General features: G+C 61.0%; 17 protein-coding genes and 2 tRNA genes. 17 read left to right on the plus strand and 2 right to left on the minus strand.

What is annotated here, in order from left to right:
* Nucleotides 1-66: 66 nt before the first annotated feature.
* The 14 genes from AABE10_RS09390 to AABE10_RS09455 all read left to right on the plus strand — a co-directional run bounded on the left by AABE10_RS09390 (nucleotide 67) and on the right by AABE10_RS09455 (nucleotide 12641).
* Nucleotides 67-420 (plus strand): RidA family protein, encoded by a 354-nt coding sequence (locus tag AABE10_RS09390; RefSeq protein ID WP_090872013.1) that lies wholly within the window; start codon nucleotides 67-69, stop codon nucleotides 418-420.
* 79 nt (nucleotides 421-499) lie between these two features.
* A complete protein-coding gene (locus AABE10_RS09395) occupies nucleotides 500-2740 on the plus strand; it encodes a bifunctional (p)ppGpp synthetase/guanosine-3',5'-bis(diphosphate) 3'-pyrophosphohydrolase (RefSeq protein ID WP_342932971.1) in 2241 nt (746 codons plus the stop codon).
* A 131-nt stretch (nucleotides 2741-2871) separates the two neighbouring features.
* Nucleotides 2872-2948, plus strand: a tRNA-Val gene (locus AABE10_RS09400).
* Nucleotides 2949-3221: 273 nt separating this feature from the next.
* On the plus strand, nucleotides 3222-5129 hold the full coding sequence (gene thrS / locus AABE10_RS09405; RefSeq protein WP_342932972.1) for a threonine--tRNA ligase: 1908 nt from the start codon (nucleotides 3222-3224) through the stop codon (nucleotides 5127-5129).
* A gap of 49 nt (nucleotides 5130-5178) precedes the next feature.
* On the plus strand, nucleotides 5179-5703 hold the full coding sequence (gene infC, locus AABE10_RS09410) for a translation initiation factor IF-3 (RefSeq protein ID WP_081767593.1): 525 nt from the start codon (nucleotides 5179-5181) through the stop codon (nucleotides 5701-5703).
* Between the two features lie 266 nt (nucleotides 5704-5969).
* Nucleotides 5970-6167 (plus strand): 50S ribosomal protein L35, encoded by a 198-nt coding sequence (rpmI, locus tag AABE10_RS09415; RefSeq protein WP_004191477.1) that lies wholly within the window; start codon nucleotides 5970-5972, stop codon nucleotides 6165-6167.
* 30 nt (nucleotides 6168-6197) lie between these two features.
* Entirely contained in the window at nucleotides 6198-6557 is a 360-nt protein-coding gene (rplT, locus tag AABE10_RS09420) for a 50S ribosomal protein L20 (protein ID WP_007585475.1), read from the plus strand.
* Nucleotides 6558-6716: 159 nt separating this feature from the next.
* Nucleotides 6717-7730 carry a phenylalanine--tRNA ligase subunit alpha gene (gene pheS / locus AABE10_RS09425; RefSeq protein WP_342932973.1) on the plus strand — a complete coding sequence of 338 codons (1014 nt, stop codon included), beginning with the start codon at nucleotides 6717-6719 and terminating at the stop codon, nucleotides 7728-7730.
* 171 nt (nucleotides 7731-7901) lie between these two features.
* On the plus strand, nucleotides 7902-10334 hold the full coding sequence (pheT, locus tag AABE10_RS09430) for a phenylalanine--tRNA ligase subunit beta (protein ID WP_342932974.1): 2433 nt from the start codon (nucleotides 7902-7904) through the stop codon (nucleotides 10332-10334).
* 54 nt (nucleotides 10335-10388) lie between these two features.
* Nucleotides 10389-10799 carry an integration host factor subunit alpha gene (locus AABE10_RS09435; protein WP_342932975.1) on the plus strand — a complete coding sequence of 137 codons (411 nt, stop codon included), beginning with the start codon at nucleotides 10389-10391 and terminating at the stop codon, nucleotides 10797-10799.
* A gap of 56 nt (nucleotides 10800-10855) precedes the next feature.
* On the plus strand, nucleotides 10856-11254 hold the full coding sequence (locus AABE10_RS09440) for a MerR family transcriptional regulator (protein WP_342932976.1): 399 nt from the start codon (nucleotides 10856-10858) through the stop codon (nucleotides 11252-11254).
* Nucleotides 11255-11322: 68 nt separating this feature from the next.
* Nucleotides 11323-11399: transfer RNA gene (locus AABE10_RS09445), tRNA-Pro, on the plus strand.
* Nucleotides 11400-11796: 397 nt separating this feature from the next.
* A complete protein-coding gene (locus AABE10_RS09450) occupies nucleotides 11797-12054 on the plus strand; it encodes a helix-turn-helix transcriptional regulator (protein ID WP_342932977.1) in 258 nt (85 codons plus the stop codon).
* A gap of 11 nt (nucleotides 12055-12065) precedes the next feature.
* The gene (locus AABE10_RS09455) at nucleotides 12066-12641 is read left to right on the plus strand and encodes a hypothetical protein (RefSeq protein WP_342932978.1); all 576 of its coding nucleotides are present in this window, start codon (nucleotides 12066-12068) and stop codon (nucleotides 12639-12641) included.
* A 171-nt stretch (nucleotides 12642-12812) separates the two neighbouring features.
* On the opposite strand, the gene AABE10_RS09460 is transcribed toward AABE10_RS09455, so the two are convergent.
* Both AABE10_RS09460 and AABE10_RS09465 read right to left on the minus strand, forming a co-directional pair.
* Nucleotides 12813-13223 carry a hypothetical protein gene (locus AABE10_RS09460; protein WP_342932979.1) on the minus strand — a complete coding sequence of 137 codons (411 nt, stop codon included), beginning with the start codon at nucleotides 13221-13223 and terminating at the stop codon, nucleotides 12813-12815.
* Between the two features lie 260 nt (nucleotides 13224-13483).
* Nucleotides 13484-13648, minus strand: coding sequence for a hypothetical protein (locus AABE10_RS09465; RefSeq protein WP_342932980.1), 165 nt, complete (start codon nucleotides 13646-13648; stop codon nucleotides 13484-13486).
* Here AABE10_RS09465 and AABE10_RS09470 point away from each other — a divergent pair.
* From AABE10_RS09470 to AABE10_RS09480, 3 genes are all read left to right on the plus strand, one after another.
* A complete protein-coding gene (locus AABE10_RS09470) occupies nucleotides 13647-15569 on the plus strand; it encodes a type VI secretion system Vgr family protein (RefSeq protein WP_428983281.1) in 1923 nt (640 codons plus the stop codon). The two genes, AABE10_RS09465 and AABE10_RS09470, sit on opposite strands and share 2 nt — an antisense overlap.
* A gap of 242 nt (nucleotides 15570-15811) precedes the next feature.
* The gene (locus tag AABE10_RS09475; RefSeq protein ID WP_342932981.1) at nucleotides 15812-16732 is read left to right on the plus strand and encodes a hypothetical protein; all 921 of its coding nucleotides are present in this window, start codon (nucleotides 15812-15814) and stop codon (nucleotides 16730-16732) included.
* A gap of 13 nt (nucleotides 16733-16745) precedes the next feature.
* The gene (locus AABE10_RS09480) at nucleotides 16746-19919 is read left to right on the plus strand and encodes a T6SS effector BTH_I2691 family protein (protein ID WP_342932982.1); all 3174 of its coding nucleotides are present in this window, start codon (nucleotides 16746-16748) and stop codon (nucleotides 19917-19919) included.
* Nucleotides 19920-19921 lie beyond the last annotated feature (2 nt).

The following is a 19921-nucleotide window of genomic DNA, read 5'->3' on the forward strand; positions in this document are numbered from 1 at the left end:
AGCGCACGCAAATCGAACATCGCATAGCGTCGGTTCACTCTTCATTCACAACGGACAGGAAATTTCATGGCAGTCATTCGTCATCACGTCGGCAAGCGCCTTTCGGAAACCGCTGTGCATAACGGCACGGTCTATCTGGCTGGCCAGATCGCCGAGGACACCGATCAGGACATCGCCGGTCAAATGCGCGAAGTGCTCGGCCACATCGACCGTCTGCTCGGTGAAGCCAATAGCGACAAGGCCCATCTGCTTTCAGTCCAGATCTACATTGCGGACATGGCGGACTTCGCCGGCATGAACGCTGTATGGGACGAGTGGGTGGCGCAAGGCAATACGCCACCGCGCGCAACCGTGGAAGCGAAGCTCGCGAATCCGAAGTGCCTCGTCGAAGTGGTCGTGGTCGCCGCCCAGCGCAGCTGATACGGGCCATACACGCAACACACGTTTCACGCATTGCATTGGCCTCATTCGCCCGCGCGACCCGCGGGCCCGCTGCACGATGAATAGCGATACCGTCACGACCGCTCCGAACCCGACGCCGTCCTTCGACGACGCGCTTGCGTTCGTGCGCGAGCACGCGCGTGACGCGCGGCTGTCGTCGGGTGAGTTGCTCGCCGATCATGCGGCGGGCACGGCTTCCATCATGCGCACGCTCAACGTCGATCCGCCGGCCGTGCTGGCGGCGGCGCTGTTCTCGCTGACACCGCATCTCGAGAATCCGGAGCAGACCATCGCCGACAACTTCGGCGAGGAAGTCGCGCAACTGGTGAGCGACGTACGCAAGCTGTTGCGGCTCGGTACAGTGAGCATGCGCGCCGCGCAGAACGCGATGCCCGAGGCGGGCCGCGACGCGCAGGCCGCGCGCCGTGCGCAGGTCGAAGCGCTGCGCAAGATGCTGCTCGCGTTCGCGCAGGACATTCGCGTCGTGCTGATCAGACTCGCGTCGCGGCTGCAATCGATGCGCTATTACGCGGCGGCGAAGATCACGCCGTCGCCCGACGTGGCGCGCGAGACGCTCGACATCTACGCGCCGCTCGCGAATCGCCTCGGCATCTGGCAACTGAAGTGGGAGCTCGAAGATCTCGCGTTCCGCTTCGAAGAGCCGCAGACGTACAAGCGCATCGCGAAGCTGCTCGACGAGAAGCGCGTCGAACGCGAAACCTATGTTGCCGAGGCGATCGCGCGGCTGCAGCGGGAGCTGGCGGCCGCGCACATCGATGCCGAAGTGAGCGGCCGGCCGAAGCACATCTACAGCATCTGGCGCAAGATGCGCGGCAAGGAGCTCGACTTCTCCGAGCTTTACGACGTGCGCGCGTTTCGCGTGATCGTGCCCGACATCAAGGATTGCTACACGGTGCTCGGCATCGTGCACAACCTGTGGCAGCCGGTGCCGAGGGAGTTCGACGACTACATCTCGCGACCCAAGCCGAACGGCTACAAATCGCTGCATACGGTCGTGATCGGCGACGACGGCCGCGCGTTCGAAGTGCAGATCCGCACGCGGGAGATGCACCGGTTCGCCGAATACGGCGTGGCCGCGCACTGGCGCTATAAGGAAGCCGGCACGCGCGGCTATGGCGGCCAGTTCAGCGCCAGCGAGAAATACGACGAGAAGATTGCGTGGCTGCGTCAACTGCTTGCGTGGAAGGACGATGTGTCCGAAGGCAAGCACGGCGACAAGGGCGCGGCGAAGCCTTGGGAGCAGTTGCGCCAGGCAACGCTCGACGACGATCACATCTACACGCTCACGCCGCAGGCGCGTGTGATTCCGTTGCCACAGGGCTCGACGCCGCTCGACTTCGCCTATCACCTGCATAGCGAGCTGGGGCATCGCTGCCGCGGAGCGCGCGTCGACGGCGCGATGGTGCCGTTGAATACGCCTTTGCAGAACGGGCAGACAGTCGAGATCGTCGCCGTCAAGGAGGGTGGTCCGTCACGCGACTGGCTCAATCCGCAACTCGGCTACCTGCAAAGCGGTCGCGCGCGCCAAAAGGTGCGTGCGTGGTTCAATGCCGTCGAAGCGCAGGAGAACGTCGCCACCGGGCGCGCGATGGTCGAAAAGACCTTGCAGCGCGAGGGCAAGACATCCGTCAGTCTCGATCAGCTGGCGGCGAAGCTTGGCTTCAAATCGCCCGAAGATCTGTTCTCGGTGGTCGGCAAGGAAGAGTTCAGTTTGCGGCTCGTCGAACAGGCGCTCAGCGATGCGCCGCCCGCCGAGCCCGTCGTCGAGGCGCCCGAGCAGTTCGAGAAGCGCAGTAGCGGTGCGAGCGTCGCACACGGCGCATCGACGGGCGTGCTCGTCGTCGGTGTCGACGCGCTGCTGACGCAGCTCGCGCGCTGCTGCCGTCCGGCGCCACCCGATGACATCGCGGGTTTCGTGACGCGCGGCAAAGGCATGTCGATTCATCGCAGCGACTGCCCGACGTTTCGGCGCATGGCCGAGCGCGCGCCAGAGCGCGTGCTGCAAACGGCTTGGTCCGCTGATGTGATGAGCGGGCGCGGCAAGTCAGTGTATCCCGTCGATCTTTCCATTGAAGCAACCGACCGGCAGGGCCTGCTGCGCGACATTTCCGAAGTGTTTGCGCGCGAGAAGATGAATGTGATCGGCGTGAAGTCGCAGTCACGGCGCAACGCGGCGTTCATGCAGTTCACCGTGGAAGTATCGAGTGCCGCGCAGATTCAGCGCGCGTGCGCGATGCTCGGAGAAGTGGCGGGCGTCGTCAGGGCGACGCGCAAGTGAAGCCGTCGGCAATGCGCTCGTGATGTCCATCGCTCTGTGCAATGCTGACGCTCGCGCGCATAGAAATTTTGGTGCCGACGCATAAAAACGCTTGCCAACTTTCTCTGTGCTCCATATAATCTCGTTTCTCTAGGCTCGTAGCTCAGCTGGTTAGAGCACCACCTTGACATGGTGGGGGTCGTTGGTTCGAGTCCAATCGAGCCTACCAACGAATCTGAAACTTCGGCTTACCGGGGTTTCGCAAACGCGAGTAGCAATGAGCGCTTCGGCGTAAAGAGCGAATCAGGCGAACATGGTTATGACACCGCGAACGTTGACCGGAACCGTTTCGGAGCGACGCTAGTCGAGGACCACTTTCGCCCTTGTTGTTTGCAGTAGTTTGCAGAAATGTGAATGCGGCCCCTCGAAAGCGGGGCCGCATTTTTTTTGTCTTTAGCGCTTGTTGCATGTGCTGCCGCCTGCCGGCATTACGGAGAACGCAATGGTTTCGATACGACTGCCCGATGGTTCCGTTCGACAGTACGAGCACCCCGTGACTGTCGCCGAAGTGGCTGCATCGATTGGCCCCGGTCTCGCGAAGGCTGCGCTCGGCGGCAAGATCGACGGCGAGCTGGTCGATACGTCCGCGCTGATCGATCACGACGTGTCGCTCGCGATTGTCACGGACAAGGACGCGGACGGTCTCGACATCATTCGCCACTCGACGGCGCACTTGCTCGCGTACGCGGTGAAGGATCTCTTCCCGGAAGCGCAGGTGACGATCGGGCCGGTGATCGACAACGGCTTCTACTACGACTTTTCCTACAGCCGTCCCTTCACGCCCGAAGATCTCGAGAGGATCGAAAAGCGGATGCAGGAACTGGCAAAGAAAGACGAGCCGGTGTCGCGCCGTGTCGTGTCGCGCGATGAGGCCGTCGAGTACTTCAAGAGCATCGGCGAAAAATACAAGGCGGAGATCATCGAATCGATTCCCGCCAGCGATGAAATCAAGCTGTACGCGCACGGAGGCTTCACGGACCTGTGCCGCGGCCCGCACGTGCCGTCGACGGGCAAGCTGAAGGTCTTCAAGCTGATGAAGGTCGCGGGTGCGTACTGGCGCGGCGACTCGAAGAACGAGCAATTGCAGCGCATCTATGGCACGGCCTGGACGAAGAAGGAAGACCAGGACGCCTATCTGCACATGCTCGAAGAGGCGGAAAAGCGCGATCACCGCAAGCTCGGCAAGCAACTGGACCTGTTCCACATGCAGGACGAGTCGCCGGGCATGGTGTTCTGGCATCCGCGTGGCTGGACGTTGTGGCAGCAGGTCGAGCAGTACATGCGCCGTCGCGTGAACGAAGCGGGCTATCTCGAGATCAAGACGCCGATGATCATGGACCGCTCGCTGTGGGAAGCGTCGGGTCACTGGCAGAACTATCGTGAAAACATGTTCACGACGGAGTCGGAAAAGCGCGACTACGCAATCAAGCCGATGAACTGCCCGGGCCACGTGCAGGTGTTCAATCACGGCTTGCGCTCGTATCGGGATCTGCCGCTGCGTTATGCGGAATTCGGTTCGTGCCATCGCAACGAGTCGTCGGGCGCGCTGCACGGTCTTATGCGCGTGCGCGGCTTCGTCCAGGACGATGCGCATATCTTCTGTACGGAAGACCAGTTCATCAGCGAATCGATCGCGTTCAACACGCTGGCGATGAGCGTCTATAAGGATTTCGGTTTCGACAACGTCGAGATCAAGCTGTCGCTGCGCCCCGATGCGCGCGCGGGCACGGACGAAATCTGGGATCGCGCAGAGCAGGGGCTGCGCGACGCGCTGACCGCTTGCGGCGTAACGTGGGAAGAATTGCCGGGCGAGGGCGCGTTCTACGGTCCGAAGGTCGAATATCACATCAAGGATGCGCTCGGCCGCTCGTGGCAATGCGGCACGTTGCAGCTCGACATGGTTCTGCCGGAGCGTCTGGGCGCCGAGTATGTGGCAGAAGATAATAGCCGCCGCCGGCCGATCATGCTGCACCGGGCAATCGTCGGATCAATGGAGCGTTTCCTCGGCATTCTGATCGAGCACCATGCTGGTGCGATGCCTGTGTGGCTCGCGCCGATGCAGGTCGTCGTGATGAATATCGCCGAAAGGCAGGCGGAATACGCCCAATCTCTGGCTCAATCGTTGCAAAAACAAGGGGTTAGAGTGGAGGTCGATTTGCGCAATGAGAAGATTAGCTATAAAATACGCGAGCACACGCTTGAAAAGGTGCCGTATTTGCTGGTCGTCGGCGACAAGGAGCGTGATGCACAAACGGTAGCCGTGCGTGCCCGTGGCGGCGTCGATCTGGGCGTGATGTCCGTCGATGCCTTCAGCGAGCGTCTGCGTCAGGACGTACAGACGTTCAACTAAACCACCTGGCAGCGCGGCTCGTTTTTTTAATCTTTAGAGGAAACGTAACATCGCTACTGATAAGTCGTCGCATCGCATCAACGGTGAAATCACTGCGCCCGAAGTGCGTCTGGTCGGAGTCGACAACGAACCGCTCGGCATCGTAAAACTCGCTGAAGCCTTCCGCTTGTCGGAACAGCAGGACGTGGATCTGGTCGAAATCGCGCCGCAAGCGGTTCCGCCTGTCTGCCGCCTGATGGACTACGGCAAGTTCAAGTACCAGGAAGCAAAGAAGCAGCACGAGGCCAAGCTCAAGCAGAAGGTCATCCAGGTCAAGGAAGTCAAATTCCGGCCGGGTACGGATGACGGTGACTACAACGTCAAGCTGCGCAACCTTGTCCGCTTCCTCGAAGATGGCGACAAGACGAAAATCACGTTGCGTTTCCGTGGCCGCGAAATGGCTCACCAGGAAATCGGCATGCGCATGCTCGAACGTCTGCGCACCGATCTGGATGAAGTCGGTCAGGTCGAGCAAATGCCCAAGATGGAAGGCCGCCAGATGATCATGGTGCTGGCGCCGAAAAAAAAGAAGTAAGCAGACGTCCGCTGTGCAGCTGAGGTGCGCAGCCCGTTTGTCGAAAGTTGGAAAATTTGAGAATCAGTGCCGTCTCAATAGGACGGCAACGAAGCAGGTTTCGGAGAGTCGACCGCATCTTGTTGTGCAGCGGGCGTCTTTCCCGAAAAGCGGCAGCCGGTGGTTCAGGCTTGCTGCATACCAAGTGGAGTGGGTTTCGAAGGGCGGGTGAGGGCTTTCCGAGCCGACCGCACACCCATATCCATCAAATAATGGAGTTGTCTGTCATGCCGAAGATGAAGACCAAGAAGAGCGCTGCAAAGCGCTTCGTGGTTCGTCCGGGCGGTACCGTCAAGCGCGGTCAAGCCTTCAAGCGCCACATTCTTACCAAGAAGACCACCAAGAACAAGCGTCACCTGCGCGGCGCCACGGCAGTTCACGATTCCGATCTGAACTCCGTACGCGCGATGCTGCCGTTCGCCTAACCCCTTAACCGACACTCATAGGAGCGAAACATGCCTCGAGTCAAACGTGGGGTTACCGCACGGGCCCGCCACAAGAAGATCATCAAGCTGGCCAAGGGTTACCGCGGCCGCCGCAATAACGTCTATCGCATCGCCAAACAGGCGGTCATGCGCGCAGGCCAGTACGCCTACCGCGATCGCCGCAACAAGAAGCGTGTGTTCCGCGCACTGTGGATCACGCGTATCAACGCGGCGGTGCGTCAGCACGACATGACGTACAGCGTGTTCATCAACGGCCTGAAGAAGGCGTCGATCGAACTCGACCGCAAGGTGCTGGCCGACATGGCTGTGTTCGACAAGGCTGCTTTTGCTGCGATCGTCAAGCAGGTGAAGGCCGCCGTTGCAGCCTGATTGCGCTGTTAGCATCTAGTACTGCGTGGTTCGTTGCAGCGGACAATCCGGTAGTCCCGGTGACGCTGCAACAAAAACGGGGCTCCTCACCGAGCCCCTTTTTTGTTGGTCGAGCCAGTTTTACTTCGATTGAATACTGACGTTGAAAAGATGGGATCAATGGATCTGGACCAGATTGTCGCCGACGCGCAAAGCGCCTTTGAACAAGCCTCCGACGTCACCACGCTCGAAAACGAGAAGGCCCGCTTTCTCGGCAAGTCGGGTGCCCTGACGGAACTGTTGAAGGGGCTGGGCAAGCTCGATCCCGAAGCGCGCAAGACGGAAGGCGCGCGGATCAACATCGCCAAGCAGCAGGTCGAAGCCGCGCTGACGACGCGCCGGCAGGCGCTGGCCGATGCGCTGCTGAACCAGCGTCTCGCCGCTGAAGCCATCGACGTCACGCTGCCCGGCCGTGGCGTGGGCACAGGCAGCCTGCACCCCGTGATGCATACATGGGAGCGGGTCGAGCAGATCTTCCGCACGATTGGCTTCGATGTCGCCGACGGTCCCGAAATCGAAACCGACTGGTACAACTTCACGTCGCTGAACAGCCCGGAGAACCATCCGGCGCGTTCGATGCAAGATACCTTCTACGTCGACGGCAAGGACGCCGAAGGCCGTCCGCTGCTGCTGCGCACGCATACCAGCCCAATGCAGGTCCGCTACGCGCGCACCAACACGCCGCCCATCAAGGTGATCGTGCCGGGCCGCACGTACCGCGTCGATAGCGATGCGACGCACTCGCCGATGTTCAATCAGGTGGAAGGCCTGTGGATCGACGAGAGCATCAGCTTCGCCGACCTGAAGGGCGTCTACACCGATTTCCTCAAGAAATTCTTCGAGCGCGACGATATTCTGGTGCGCTTCCGTCCTTCGTATTTCCCATTCACCGAGCCGTCCGCCGAGATCGACATGATGTTCGAGCAGGGCAAGAACGCTGGCAAGTGGCTCGAAATTTCGGGCTCGGGCCAGGTTCACCCGACGGTGATCCGCAATATGGGCCTCGACCCGGAGCGATACATCGGCTTTGCGTTTGGCAGCGGCCTCGAGCGTCTGACCATGTTGCGCTATGGCGTTCAGGACCTGCGTCTGTTCTTTGAAAACGACCTGCGTTTCCTGCGCCAGTTCGCCTGACGCAAGAGAGCCTGAGCGCGAGCGTCATTACACTCAAGCTCAAGCTTTAGGCACGCTACGAGAGCGGCCCGGCGTCCAGCATCATGACTGCCGCGCCGCGAACAGCGCCTCCGGCCCGGTGCCGACGTACCGGCCGGATGCGGACACAACCTGTTTAGAACGTACAGAACCATGCAATTCCCGGAATCCTGGCTCAGAACCTTTGTCGATCCGCGACTGACGACGAAAGAGTTGTCACACGCCCTGACGATGGCCGGTCTCGAAGTCGAAGACCTGCGCCCCGCTGCGCCGCCTACGTCGAAGATCGTGGTGGGCCGCGTGCTCGAAGTCGTCAAGCATCCCGACGCCGACAAGCTCAACGTGTGTCAGGTCGACGCCGGCACGGGCGCGACGCTGAACATCGTGTGCGGCGCGCCGAACGTGGCGCCCGGCATCAAGGTGCCCGTGGCACTGGTGGGCGCGCAATTGCCGCCCGCAGAAGAAGGCGGTGCGCCGTTTGCGATCAAGCTATCGAAGCTGCGTGGCGTGCAGAGCGAGGGCATGCTGTGCTCGGCGCGCGAACTGAAGCTGTCCGACGATCATAGCGGCCTGTTGATCCTGCCGGAAGATACGCCGATTGGCCAGGACATCCGCGAAACGCTGAATCTCGACGACACCGTCTTCGAAATCAAGCTGACGCCGAACAAGGCAGATTGCCTGTCCGTGTTCGGCGTCGCGCGCGAGACGGCTGCGATCACGGGGGCGCCGCTGCGTCCGCTCGCCATCAAGCCCGTCGAAGTGAAGCTCAACGAAACGCTGCCCGTAAAGATCTCGGCGCCGGATTTGTGCGGCCGTTTCTCAGGGCGCGTGATCCGCGGCGTCAATGCGCGCGCGAAGTCGCCGGCGTGGATGGTCGAGCGCCTCGAACGTTCCGGTCAACGAAGCATTTCGGCGCTGGTCGACATTTCGAACTATGTCATGCTCGAACTCGGCCGTCCGTCGCATGTGTTCGATCTGGACAAGATCCACGGCAGCATGGATGTGCGCTGGGGCAAGCGCGGCGAGTCGCTCAAGCTTCTGAACGGCAACACGGTCGAAGTGGACGACACCGTCGGCGTGATCGCCGACGACCACCACATCGAAAGCCTCGCGGGCATCATGGGCGGCGACAGCACGGCCGTCACGCTCGATACCACGAACATTTATCTCGAAGCGGCATTCTGGTGGCCCGATAGCATCCGCGGCCGCTCGCGCCGGTACAACTTCTCGACGGACGCCGGCCATCGCTTCGAACGCGGCGTCGATTACTCGACGACCGTCGAGCATATCGAGCGCATCACGCAACTGATCCTCGATATTTGCGGCGGCGAGGCTGGTCCCGTCGACGATCAGATCGTCAACGTGCCGAAGCGCGAGCCCGTCAAGATGCGCGTCGCGCGCGCGAACCGCATCGTCGGCGTTGCGATCGGCGCGGATGAGATTGCGCAGATCTTCGCGCGCCTCGGCCTGCCGTTCGAGCGCGACGGCGACGACTTCCTCGTGACGCCGCCGCCGTATCGCTTCGACATCGAAATCGAAGAAGACCTTATCGAAGAAGTCGCGCGCATTTACGGCTTCGAGAAGATTCCGGCGCGCCCGCCCATCGCGCGCAGCGAAATGCGCCGCACAAACGAGACGCAGCGTTCGATCCATACGCTGCGTCATGCGCTGGCCGCGCGCGACTACGCGGAAACGGTGAGCTTCAGCTTCGTCGATGCCGAATGGGAGCAGGATTTCGCCGGCAACGACAACCCGGTGCGTCTGCTGAATCCGATCGCGAGCCAGTTGTCGGTGATGCGAACGACGCTGTTCGGCAACCTGATCAGCGTGCTGCGTCATAACCTGAACCGTCGCGCGGATCGTATCCGCGTGTTCGAAGCGGGCCGCGTGTTCCTGCAGGATCCGTCTGTCAAGGCCGGCGAACTCGCTGTCGAAGGTTTCGCGCAACCGAAGATGATCGGCGCGCTCGCATATGGTCCCGTCGTCGAAGAGCAGTGGGGCGCGGCGACGCGCGCCGTCGATTTCTTCGATGTGAAGGGCGATCTTGAAGCGCTGCTTGCGCCTGCCGTTGCGCGTTTCGTGAAGGCGGAGCATCCGGCGCTGCATCCGGGACGCAGCGCCCGTGTCGAACTCGATGGCCGCGCAATCGGATGGATCGGCGAACTGCATCCGCGCTGGATGCAGAAGTACGATCTGCCGCATGCGCCGATCCTGTTCGAAGTCGATGCGCAAACGCTGATGCAACGCACGTTGCCGAGTCCGACGGAAGTATCGAAATTCCCGCCGGTACGGCGCGATATCGCTATCGTCGTGGACCAGAAAATCGAAGTCCAGGCGCTCTTGGACGAGATGCAAAAGGCGTTGTCCGAAGACGCATGCAAGACCATTCAAAGGGTTGCGCTTTTTGATGAATTTCGTGCAAAATCAAATACTTCCGGCGGGCTGGCGGCGCACGAGAAAAGCCTTGCGTTCCGTGTAACCTTGCAAGATACTGGTGGAACCCTTCAGGATGAAACGGTCGATTTGGCCATTCAGACTTTGGTGGATCGTCTTGCTCGAGTGTATGGCGCCCGGTTGCGCGGATAGCCGATAGCGGTTGCTCCGCATGTTCCGTTGTAGTTGACGCGCCATTTGACAGATATGAATGAAATGAACTCGAGTGATTTCGAAGCCCTTCTTTCGGCGCAACGTAGCGCCATGATTCGCGATATTCCTTCATCGACCTCCACCGCGTCGGCCGAAGCACCGACGCTCACCAAGGCTGAGCTTGCCGAGCTGCTGTTCGACAATGTCGGGCTCAACAAGCGGGAAGCGAAGGACATGGTCGAAGCGTTCTTCGAGGTGATTCGCGATGCGCTGGAGAGCGGCGACAGCGTGAAGCTGTCCGGCTTCGGCAACTTCCAGTTGCGCGACAAGCCGCAGCGTCCCGGCAGAAATCCGAAAACGGGCGAGGCGATTCCTATCGCCGCGCGCCGCGTCGTGACGTTCCATGCAAGTCAAAAGCTGAAGGCGCTGGTTGAGAACGGCGCCGAAGAGAGCTTCGCGCGCTGATCGCATCGCGCGCGCCGCGCAACCACTACGACGGTTTAACCGACCGCTAACTGACGATGACAGCGACGATGGAAAAAGTCGTCTTGCCTCCGATTCCCGCGAAGCGCTACTTCACGATCGGTGAAGTCAGCGAACTGTGCGGCGTGAAGCCACATGTACTGCGGTACTGGGAGCAGGAGTTCACGCAGTTGCGTCCGGTAAAGCGCCGGGGCAATCGCCGTTACTACCAGCATCATGAAGTGCTGCTGATCCGGCGGATCCGCGAGTTGTTGTACGAGCAGGGTTTCACGATCAACGGTGCGCGCAACCGTCTCGATTCGCATGGCGCCGTGCAGGGACCGGAAGGCGAGGACGAAGTCGTCGAAGGGACGGCCGTCCAGCCGACCACCGCTACCGTCGACGTCGATCAGTTGCGCAAGGAGTTGTTGCAGGTGATCGACCTGCTCGGACACTGAAGAATTTTTGCTCTTGTAGATTGTTGCAGTTCTATTCGCGTGAAGTGTCTGTTATACTTTTACGCTTTCGGGGCGTAGCGCAGCCTGGTAGCGTACCTGCATGGGGTGCAGGTGGTCGGAGGTTCAAATCCTCTCGCCCCGACCAGATGGACAAAAGGACTTACGGTGAAAGCCGTAAGTCCTTTTTTCTTTGTTCATGCGGCGGTACACCACTTTCGCGCCACTTCACCAAAATCTGTTGTTCTGTGCACCATCGACCACGATCTGGTCATGCAACTAGTCCTTTGCCTGTTCATAAAAAGCAATCTTTCAGTGGCAGGCGGCTGAGGTGAGCAATGTTTCTCCATACCGGTGGGGCGCTTAGTCCGTCGTTATCCGCACAGAGTTGCATTCAGTCGCATGGGGTTGCATGAACCTGCCCCGCTTGCGGGGCGCTTGCATTTTATTGCGCGTGGAGCGTTTGTCATCGTTGCGAGCAGTGCCGTAAATTCCAACTAAGCCCCGCGAAACGCCCGGGGATCGTGATCGTCTTAGGGGGCGATATGGAAGAACGTCTGCTTTCGATGGTTGAGGTGCGCGTCGACGCGCTTGGTCAATCGACAATTTACCGGCTCATCGGCATGGGCCGGTTTCCCACGCCCGTCTCGTTGGGTGTAGGCGCACGGGTCGCATGGAAGCAAAGCGACATTGAATGTTGGATCGCAGAACGTATCGCTGCTGCCCAGGCAACTGACCAACGCAGCGCGCATGGACATCCGAAAGCTCGCCCCGCGGTCAAACAAGATGCAGACCCGGTGTAATGAGGGCCACTATGAGCGTTCCCGCGTTTCCTGAAACGTTCGCAGAAGCTACTTACAAGGAGAAGAGCGACTCAAATCGTAAGTCGCGATTCTCTTCACCGCATGCCTTCGAGTGGTTCGAAATGCGTATCAAGCGCGAGCTCACGCGCCGCGAAGGTCCGATGACGCCTGAAGAATGGTCCGAATGTCGCGACTTCATAGAAGAACACGCACGCGCATGTCTGCGCGCGGGGCAATCGAACTGTTTGCCGCTCGGGGGCTGCTGTGACTGGCGAAACGGATGTGCAGGGTTCTGTGGCCCCTCGTGGTATGCCGACCTGATCGAGCGCAATGCTACGCGCCGCGAACAGCGAGTACAGGCTGAACAGCGCGCGGCGAAGGCCGTCGCGAAGGCGAACGACCATGTCGCCGATGTCTCAGGCAAGGGCGTAAAGCTATGGGAGCCGGCGATAATCATGACCGAAGCGCTGATTGCGACGCCACCAGAGCGGCCGAAATTCGTAATCGATGGCATATTGCCGACGGACGTTGTCTTCCTTGCAGGTCGTCCGAAAGGTGGCAAGAGCCTGCGCGCAGCTTGTGCGTGAACTTAGTGCTGTGTCGACTCCTGCCGCCGACCGGGCAGCACGCAAGGCGCTCGATAGCGCCCACACTTCGCCGCATGGACCAGGAACAGACCGACGCGACGCTCGGCGCCTGCGTCCGTGCGATGGTCGTGACGCCGACGGTAACACCATCAACGTATGTCGCATGGTCGTTCACGAACGCGCTGTCATCGTTGCACTCGACGACGGCATACGCGGTACGCTCCAGGCGCGAATCACGGTCCCGATTGAGAGGACATTGTGCGGTTTCGGCGGCGTGCGTGCATGGTGGCGATGTCCGCTATGCGGTCGACGTGCGGCGATCCTGTATTTGGCGGGTGCTGTCGGCTGTCGCCGCTGTTTCGCTTTGAAGTACTCCTCGCAAAGCGAAAGTTCGATGACGCGAACATGGCGGCGGCAACAGAAGATCGAGCGCCGACTTTCCGGCAATACCGGCCAATGGAATGGCTTGGACAGACCGAAGGGGATGCATTCGGCGACTTTCGGTATGCTTTGTGAACAGCTTGAGGCAATCGAGGCTAAACCTGCGCTGCTTTGCACCCATTGCGCTGCGGACTTGTCCATGGAGGCCACAACACCTCCTCTAGCAGTCGGTGCAGGATCACGCAAACCCGAGAACGCACGCGCTGATGATTCGTGCAATATCGATCCAATACCATGCCTTGAAAAGTACGTCCATTTCCTCGCGAACCTGTGCCGCGACTAGGCGAAGTTTCGAACTTCCCCGATACCGCGGCGGGTACCCTATTGAATCCAATAGGTATCCTGATCGGGTCAGATGTCCAAACCGGATCGGGTGTACATGTCCGCTTCTGTTTGAGTCGTCAGATGCGTTTCGGCCAGCCCCCCATTGACCATCTTCGCTCTGCATCAAGGTCGTAGGGTTGACAGAAAAATCCCGCGCAGATTTCGAACTCGCCTGATAGCGCGCCGCGACGGATTGTGCTCCAATCGGCAAGATTTGGATTACCAAGGTCGTCGTTAGTCATGCTGAAGTTTCCGCAAAAACGAACCATCACAATAAGCGGTCCTGCTCTTCCCCTGTTGCCCGATGGCACGCCGGCCTTAATGTTGAGCGCGATCAGGGGTGAAGAATCACTCTCCACGATCTACAGGTACGAGCTGTCCCTGACCACCCCGCTGGACATGCCCGATGCCGAGGCGTCCGCAATCGATCTCAAGGCGCTGGCGGGCACTGAACTCACCGTCACCATGCAGCTTGACGGGATGGGAACGTTCGTTGAGGGTAGCGAAGGACTGGCGGGCACAGCGAACATCGGTGCGGGTACGCGTGAAATCAGCGGCCTTGTGATGGAAGCGGGCTTCGTCGGCCAGCTGAACCGGCAGTATCGCTACCGTGTGCTCCTGCAACCTTGGATAGCGCTCTTGGGCCTGCGTTCGGACTTCCGGATTTTCCAGCGCAAGACGGTGGTGGAAATCCTCGAAGCGGTCTTCGGAGCGTATATGTACTCGTACGACCTGCGTCTGAGCGGCACGTATCCGGTGCTTGACTATCAGGTCCAGTATGGCGAGACGGACCTCCATTTCGTCCAGCGCCTGATGGCCGAGCACGGCATCTATTGGTTCATCGAGCACTCGGACACCTTCCACCGGATGGTGCTGGTGGACCATCTCGGTGCGCACAAGCCCGTCGGGAGCGCCGCCTACCAGACCCTGTGGTACTACCCGCCGGGCCATAAGATCGACCGTGAGTACATCGATCACTTCGACACCACCGAGCGCATCCAGACGGGCATCTGGACCACGAACGACTACCACTTCAAGAAGCCGAACGCGCAGCTTCAGGCGCAGAACGAACTGCCGCAGGACACCGCGCACAACCAGCTCGAACGCTACGAGTGGCCAGGCGACTACACGGAACCGGCCGACGGCGAACAGTTCGCGCGCGTGCGCATGGAGGAACTGTACGCTCAGGGCGAGCGGGCCTCGGGCAAGGGCAACGTGCGCGATGTCGTATGCGGCACGACGTTCACGCTCGCGGGCCACCCGCAGGCGAGCGCGAACTGCGAATACCTGGTGCTGCGCTCAGCACTGGAGGCCGAAGAAGTTGGTGAGTCCAGCGGCGCCGCGGCACACTACCGCATCGCCACGACGTTCGACGTGCAGCCCGCCACCATCGTATTCCGGCCCGAACGGAAGTTCGCGAAGCCGCGCACCACCGGCCCGCAGACGGCCATCGTCACAGGCGCGCCGGGCAGTGAAATCTGGACCGACCAGTACGGGCGCGTGAAACTCGCGTTCCACTGGGACCGGAACGGGTCGAAGGACCACAACTCGTCGTGCTGGATACGCGTGTCGTATCCGTGGGCGGGCAGCAACTTCGGCGGCGTCCAGATTCCGCGCGTGGGCACCGAAGTGATCGTCGACTTCGAGAACGGTGATCCGGACCGGCCGATCGTGATCGGGCGCGTCTACAACGCGATGACGATGCCACCGTGGGACCTGCCCGGCAACGCGACGCAGAGCGGCATCCTCACGCGTTCGTCGAAGGATGGCGGCTACGGCAACGCAAACGCGATCCGCTTCGAGGACAAAAAGGGCGCGGAGGAAGTGTGGATCCACGCAGAAAAGGACATGCGCGTGGAGGTGGAGCACGACGAGTCGCACACGGTTGAGCATGACCGGATGAAGACCGTCGAGAACGATGAAAGCACCACCATCGGCCACGACCGCACGGAGACCGTGGGCAATAATGAGCAGGTCGACATCAACGAAAACCGTCGCCACAACATCGGACGCAACGCATTCCTGACCGTCGGTCGCAACTATGCAAGTCAGATCGCCAAAGACCGCATCGACGAAGTCGGCAACCACCGGCATGACAAGACAGGTGCGAACCACATTGTCGAGACAGGCGGCAATGTCGAGCAGACGGTGCAAGGGCAGTAGAGACTGCAGGCGGGGCAAGGCATCCAGCACAAGACGCGCACGTTCGAACTGGACGCGGCGGAGCGCATGGTGATCAGGGGGCCGGGAGGCACGATTACGATTGACGCAAGTGGTGTCACGATCGAGGGGGCCGCGATCCGCCTGAAAGGCGCGGTTTCGCAGTCCAGCGGAAGCGGTAATTCACTGGGCATCAGCGGTGCGCCGTCGATCGGAGAACTGGTCAGTTGCGTGGAGCGTGCACGATGAGCGCGACGTCTGCGCAAAACAGGCTGGCTGACATCCACAATCCCGCTGAATACTTCTACCTGCTGGTTGATCCGCTCGCCGGATATGACGAACACGCGAGGATCGGCATACCGGGTCTTCAGGCAACACTCGGTGATGACGCGCTGGCTATTGTTCGGCGCGCCGATCTGGCTCACGAGCCGGACCTGTGTCCGCGCCTCGTGGTGCTGGCCGCGCCGGGCACGTCGCCCGATCCGGATCTCGTCGATGCGTCGATACGTCATGCGGAGCGGGAGGCGGAATATGACCGGCGCTACGTCTGCGGGTGGCTGAGCAGCGCCACTCAGCCCGACCGGCTCGCTTCCGGCATTGCAGAACGCTGCATCGTTGAAGCCGGCGCAGAGAGCCGCTACGTCCCGTTCTATGAGCCGGTGCGCGCGGAGCTGCTTGCCTCGACGTCTATCGAGGATGCGAACGTCTGGCGAGGGCCGGTGAGTGACTGGCTCTATCCCGATGCGAGCGGCGTCGTGACGCGCTTGCCGCGCGCGAAGACCAGCGCGCAGCGTATCTCGGACTACGGCGTGTCCGTGCAGGCTGGCGTGCCCTGGGTCGTGCGCCTGCTTGCCGCGTGGCGTACGGCCCAGATGGATGACCTTTCCTACGCACCAGCGCGATGGCGGGGCGCCCACCTGCTGCCGCCCGATGCCGCCGCACAGGCATACGGACAACTGCTCGATGCGAGCCATCTTGGCCTGAGCGACCTGACGGATCAGCTTGTCTTCGCCTTGCATCGGCTCTTCATTCATCCCCGCCTCGATACGCATCCGCAGGTACGCAACGCAATCGCACGCACAGCGACTGGCGAGACGTCTCTCGCAGAGCAGTTCGACAAATTCAGCGACGCCATGTGGGCGCAGATCGTCGCGACCCTGACATAAGGAAGCATCCTCCGTGGCCGACTCCCAGAAACTGAACCAGACCGCGCAACAGACCGCACAATGCCAGCCAGGGCAATGCAAGGCATGTGAGCGCCAGGGCATCCCGGTGCTGCCGTTGCGCTATGCGCCAACACCTGCCATCGGTGCAAAGTACAACAAGGGCATTGAAGCGCAGTTCCAGGACAACAACCTGCGCGTGTTGCGCCAGGGTTATGTGTATGTACTATTCGATCGCAAGGTGTGGCAGGCGTACCAGGTGACGCCCGAAGGCGCATTGCGTCAGTTCGATCCGTTGCAACCGCCGCCGGGCCCGGCCCAGCCGCTGTCGAAGGCCTGTATCAGCGAAGACCATGACATACCGGCATCGTTCATCAACCTCGATAGCCGGTATTCAGTCGCGCAGATCGCGTTTGCCAATGACCCCTGGCCAAAGAAGGTGCTGGATGACTACCGCACGGGCAAGTCGCCGGCGACACGCTTTTCGACGTACAACATTGCACAGTTCAGGACGGACCCCTCGAAGGCGGGTGTCGCGAAGACGGATGAGGCGATGGGCCTGACCGACACGCAGCAACTGGCAAAAAAGGTGTGGGAATACGCGCCGGGCACGCAGGATTTCCAGAGCGTGCATGGTTTCTATTCGCGTGCGCGGCGCCTGGCTGCGATGCAGGCGTTTGTGAAGGCGGGCATCACGAAGTACCAGCTGAAACAGGGTGTGCCCGTCGTGCTGCTGCCCGACCCGATCGGCACGGTGCAGGAGTACAACTCGCTGCGCAACCTGTGCGTGCAGGAACGCAACGTCTGGGCGTCCGAGCCGATGCGCCGGTATCAGTACTTCACCTCGCAGGCGCTACTGGGTCTGAAGGACCAGGAGGCCAGGATGGCCGCCCAGGAAGCGGCTTCGGCGGTCAAGGCAGAAGTCGAAAGCCGCAAGCGCTGGAACGAGAACCCGTATCTCGCGGCTAAAGCCCCCTTGCCGTCCGTAGACGTCAAGGATGCCACCGCGCGCGAGACTGCGAGCATGACGAAGGACATGCACGGTCGCCTCGAAGAACACTACCATGAAAACGATCGCAGGAAGTTTCAGGACGGGTACGACGGGACGATGGCGTCGTACCAGAAGCGCATCGACCGGTTTGGAAAAAGCTGGGCGCAGTGGTGTGACTCCCCAGGCTGGCCTGAGGTGTGCGAGCACGACTACGACGGCGATAACGTGAAGTCGGGCTCGGGCCGTGCGTACACGGGCATGATGTCGTTGTGCCTGGCAGGCGGTCCGAGCGAAGCGCCCGAACCGTCGGACCCGAAAAAGGACCAGCCCCCACCACTGAAGGGACCCACGCGCATCCTGTGGAGCAAATGGCTGAAGGATAAAAACAGCCCGCCGTACAAGGCGCTGCTGGCGAAGAACACGAACTTCCTTGCAGGGCTTGCGCCGAGCTTCGATGAAAATAGCAAGCTGACCCTGAACGACTCGAGCAAGCTGTACGAAGCCTTCAAGACAGTGCTGACGAGCAAGGACGCGGGCGAAGCGTACATGCAGCCAGCTTTGCAGCAGTCGGTGGGGGTGCTGCTGATGGCGGTGAACAGCGCGGCGGGCAGTCTGCATGCTCACATCGGCGATGGTGTGAAGCACGCGCAAAGGCATCTGAATATGGGAGTGGCGTGGCTGTACCAGCGCCAGCACGTTACCCTGGTGACCGTCCAGTTGACGGTGTCGGAGTACATGCAATTGCTCAGCGGGCAGTTGCATGACGCGATGGGTCAGGCCGGCAGGAAGGTGCGGGCGCTGATTCTTGGGGGCATGGTTTCGCTGCCCAACGCCGCGGTAAGAAACAAAACAATTTCCATCAGGCTGTGGGCACTGGAGAGCGCGGAGTCGGTGAAAAAGCGGCTGCTGGAGGCACAGGGCACCGCGTCACAGGGTATCCACGACGCGTTCGGCCGGATGGTCGTGGGCGTGGAGACGCTGGAGCCGGGCGCCATCAGGGTATTGAAGAGCGTCGAGGTGGGTTCGCGCACGGCGTATACCTTCGCCAGGGCAACGGCGAACAACCTGCGCATGGCGGCCGGGGGAAAGGAGGTGCTGCTGGCATTCGTGTCGCTGTACGGCCAGTGGGACAGCCTGCAAACGAACATGAACACGCTGAAGACAACAGTGGGCGCGGCGTATACGGAGACACTGATCGGGGTGTGGTCGGCTTCGGTGGGGGTGTTCGCATCGGCTGCGGAACTGACGGGCAAGTCGGCTAGAGCATTCGCTGACGGTGCGAAGGTCGCGGCGGAGCAGGCGGGCAAGACCGCGGCGGCAGGTGTGCTGGAGAGCGCGGCGGGTGTTGCGAAGTTTGTGGGTGAAAAGGCCGGGGTCGTGGCGGCGGCGTCCAGTTTTGTCGATGCCGCGCAGGATGGGTTTATGGCGGCGAGGGCATCGAAGCAGGGAGATGCTGCGGCTGAGCACCGCTATATTGGAGCAGGCGTGCTTTCAACACTTGCTGGAGTGGCTGGCGTGTTTGGAGCCGCTGCTCCTGAGGCGATACTGCTTGGCCCGTTAGGCCTCGCGGTGGTGCTGGGTCTCGCTGCCTATGCGGTTGTGCAATGGGCCAAGGATGCCGAGTCAACGCCCATGGAAATGTGGGCGCGTCGCTGCTTTTTCGGCGATCACAAGGGCGCCTCGGTTGCCTGGACCAAAGCCGAAGATGCTGACGAGGCGATTGCCGCTCTCAACGCTGTACTGCTGGGGATGAGCGTGGATGTGGGCTTCGAGGCTTCGCTGCGCCCCATGACGGGTACGGCGGCGCTGGGCGACGGCATGGCCTTCGATCTGGGACACACGCTGGCCTACCGCATCGTGCTGCCAGACTACAAACCGGCTATTTCAGCCTACGCATTTGCGCTAAGTGTGACCCGGCATGGCGGGCGAACCCAGGTGCTGGTGGCCCGACAGGAGAACACGTCGTCACTCGGTACCGCACAACCTGCACCGAAGGGAAAGGTTGACTATGATGCCGCGACACTTGCGCCAGCGGTATTCACGAAGGATGCACCTCAGGTCATCAGCGGCGCGATTGTCCTTAACAGCGGGGATGAAGGCGGTCACGACGTCGAGATGGCGTCGGTACATGTGAAGTACTACCCCGACCGGCTGGATGAGTACGGTTTTGCGGAACTGACGGTACAGGAGAAACTGTGATC

The organism is Paraburkholderia diazotrophica, assembly GCF_038900755.1.
Lineage (GTDB): Bacteria > Pseudomonadota > Gammaproteobacteria > Burkholderiales > Burkholderiaceae > Paraburkholderia > Paraburkholderia diazotrophica_A.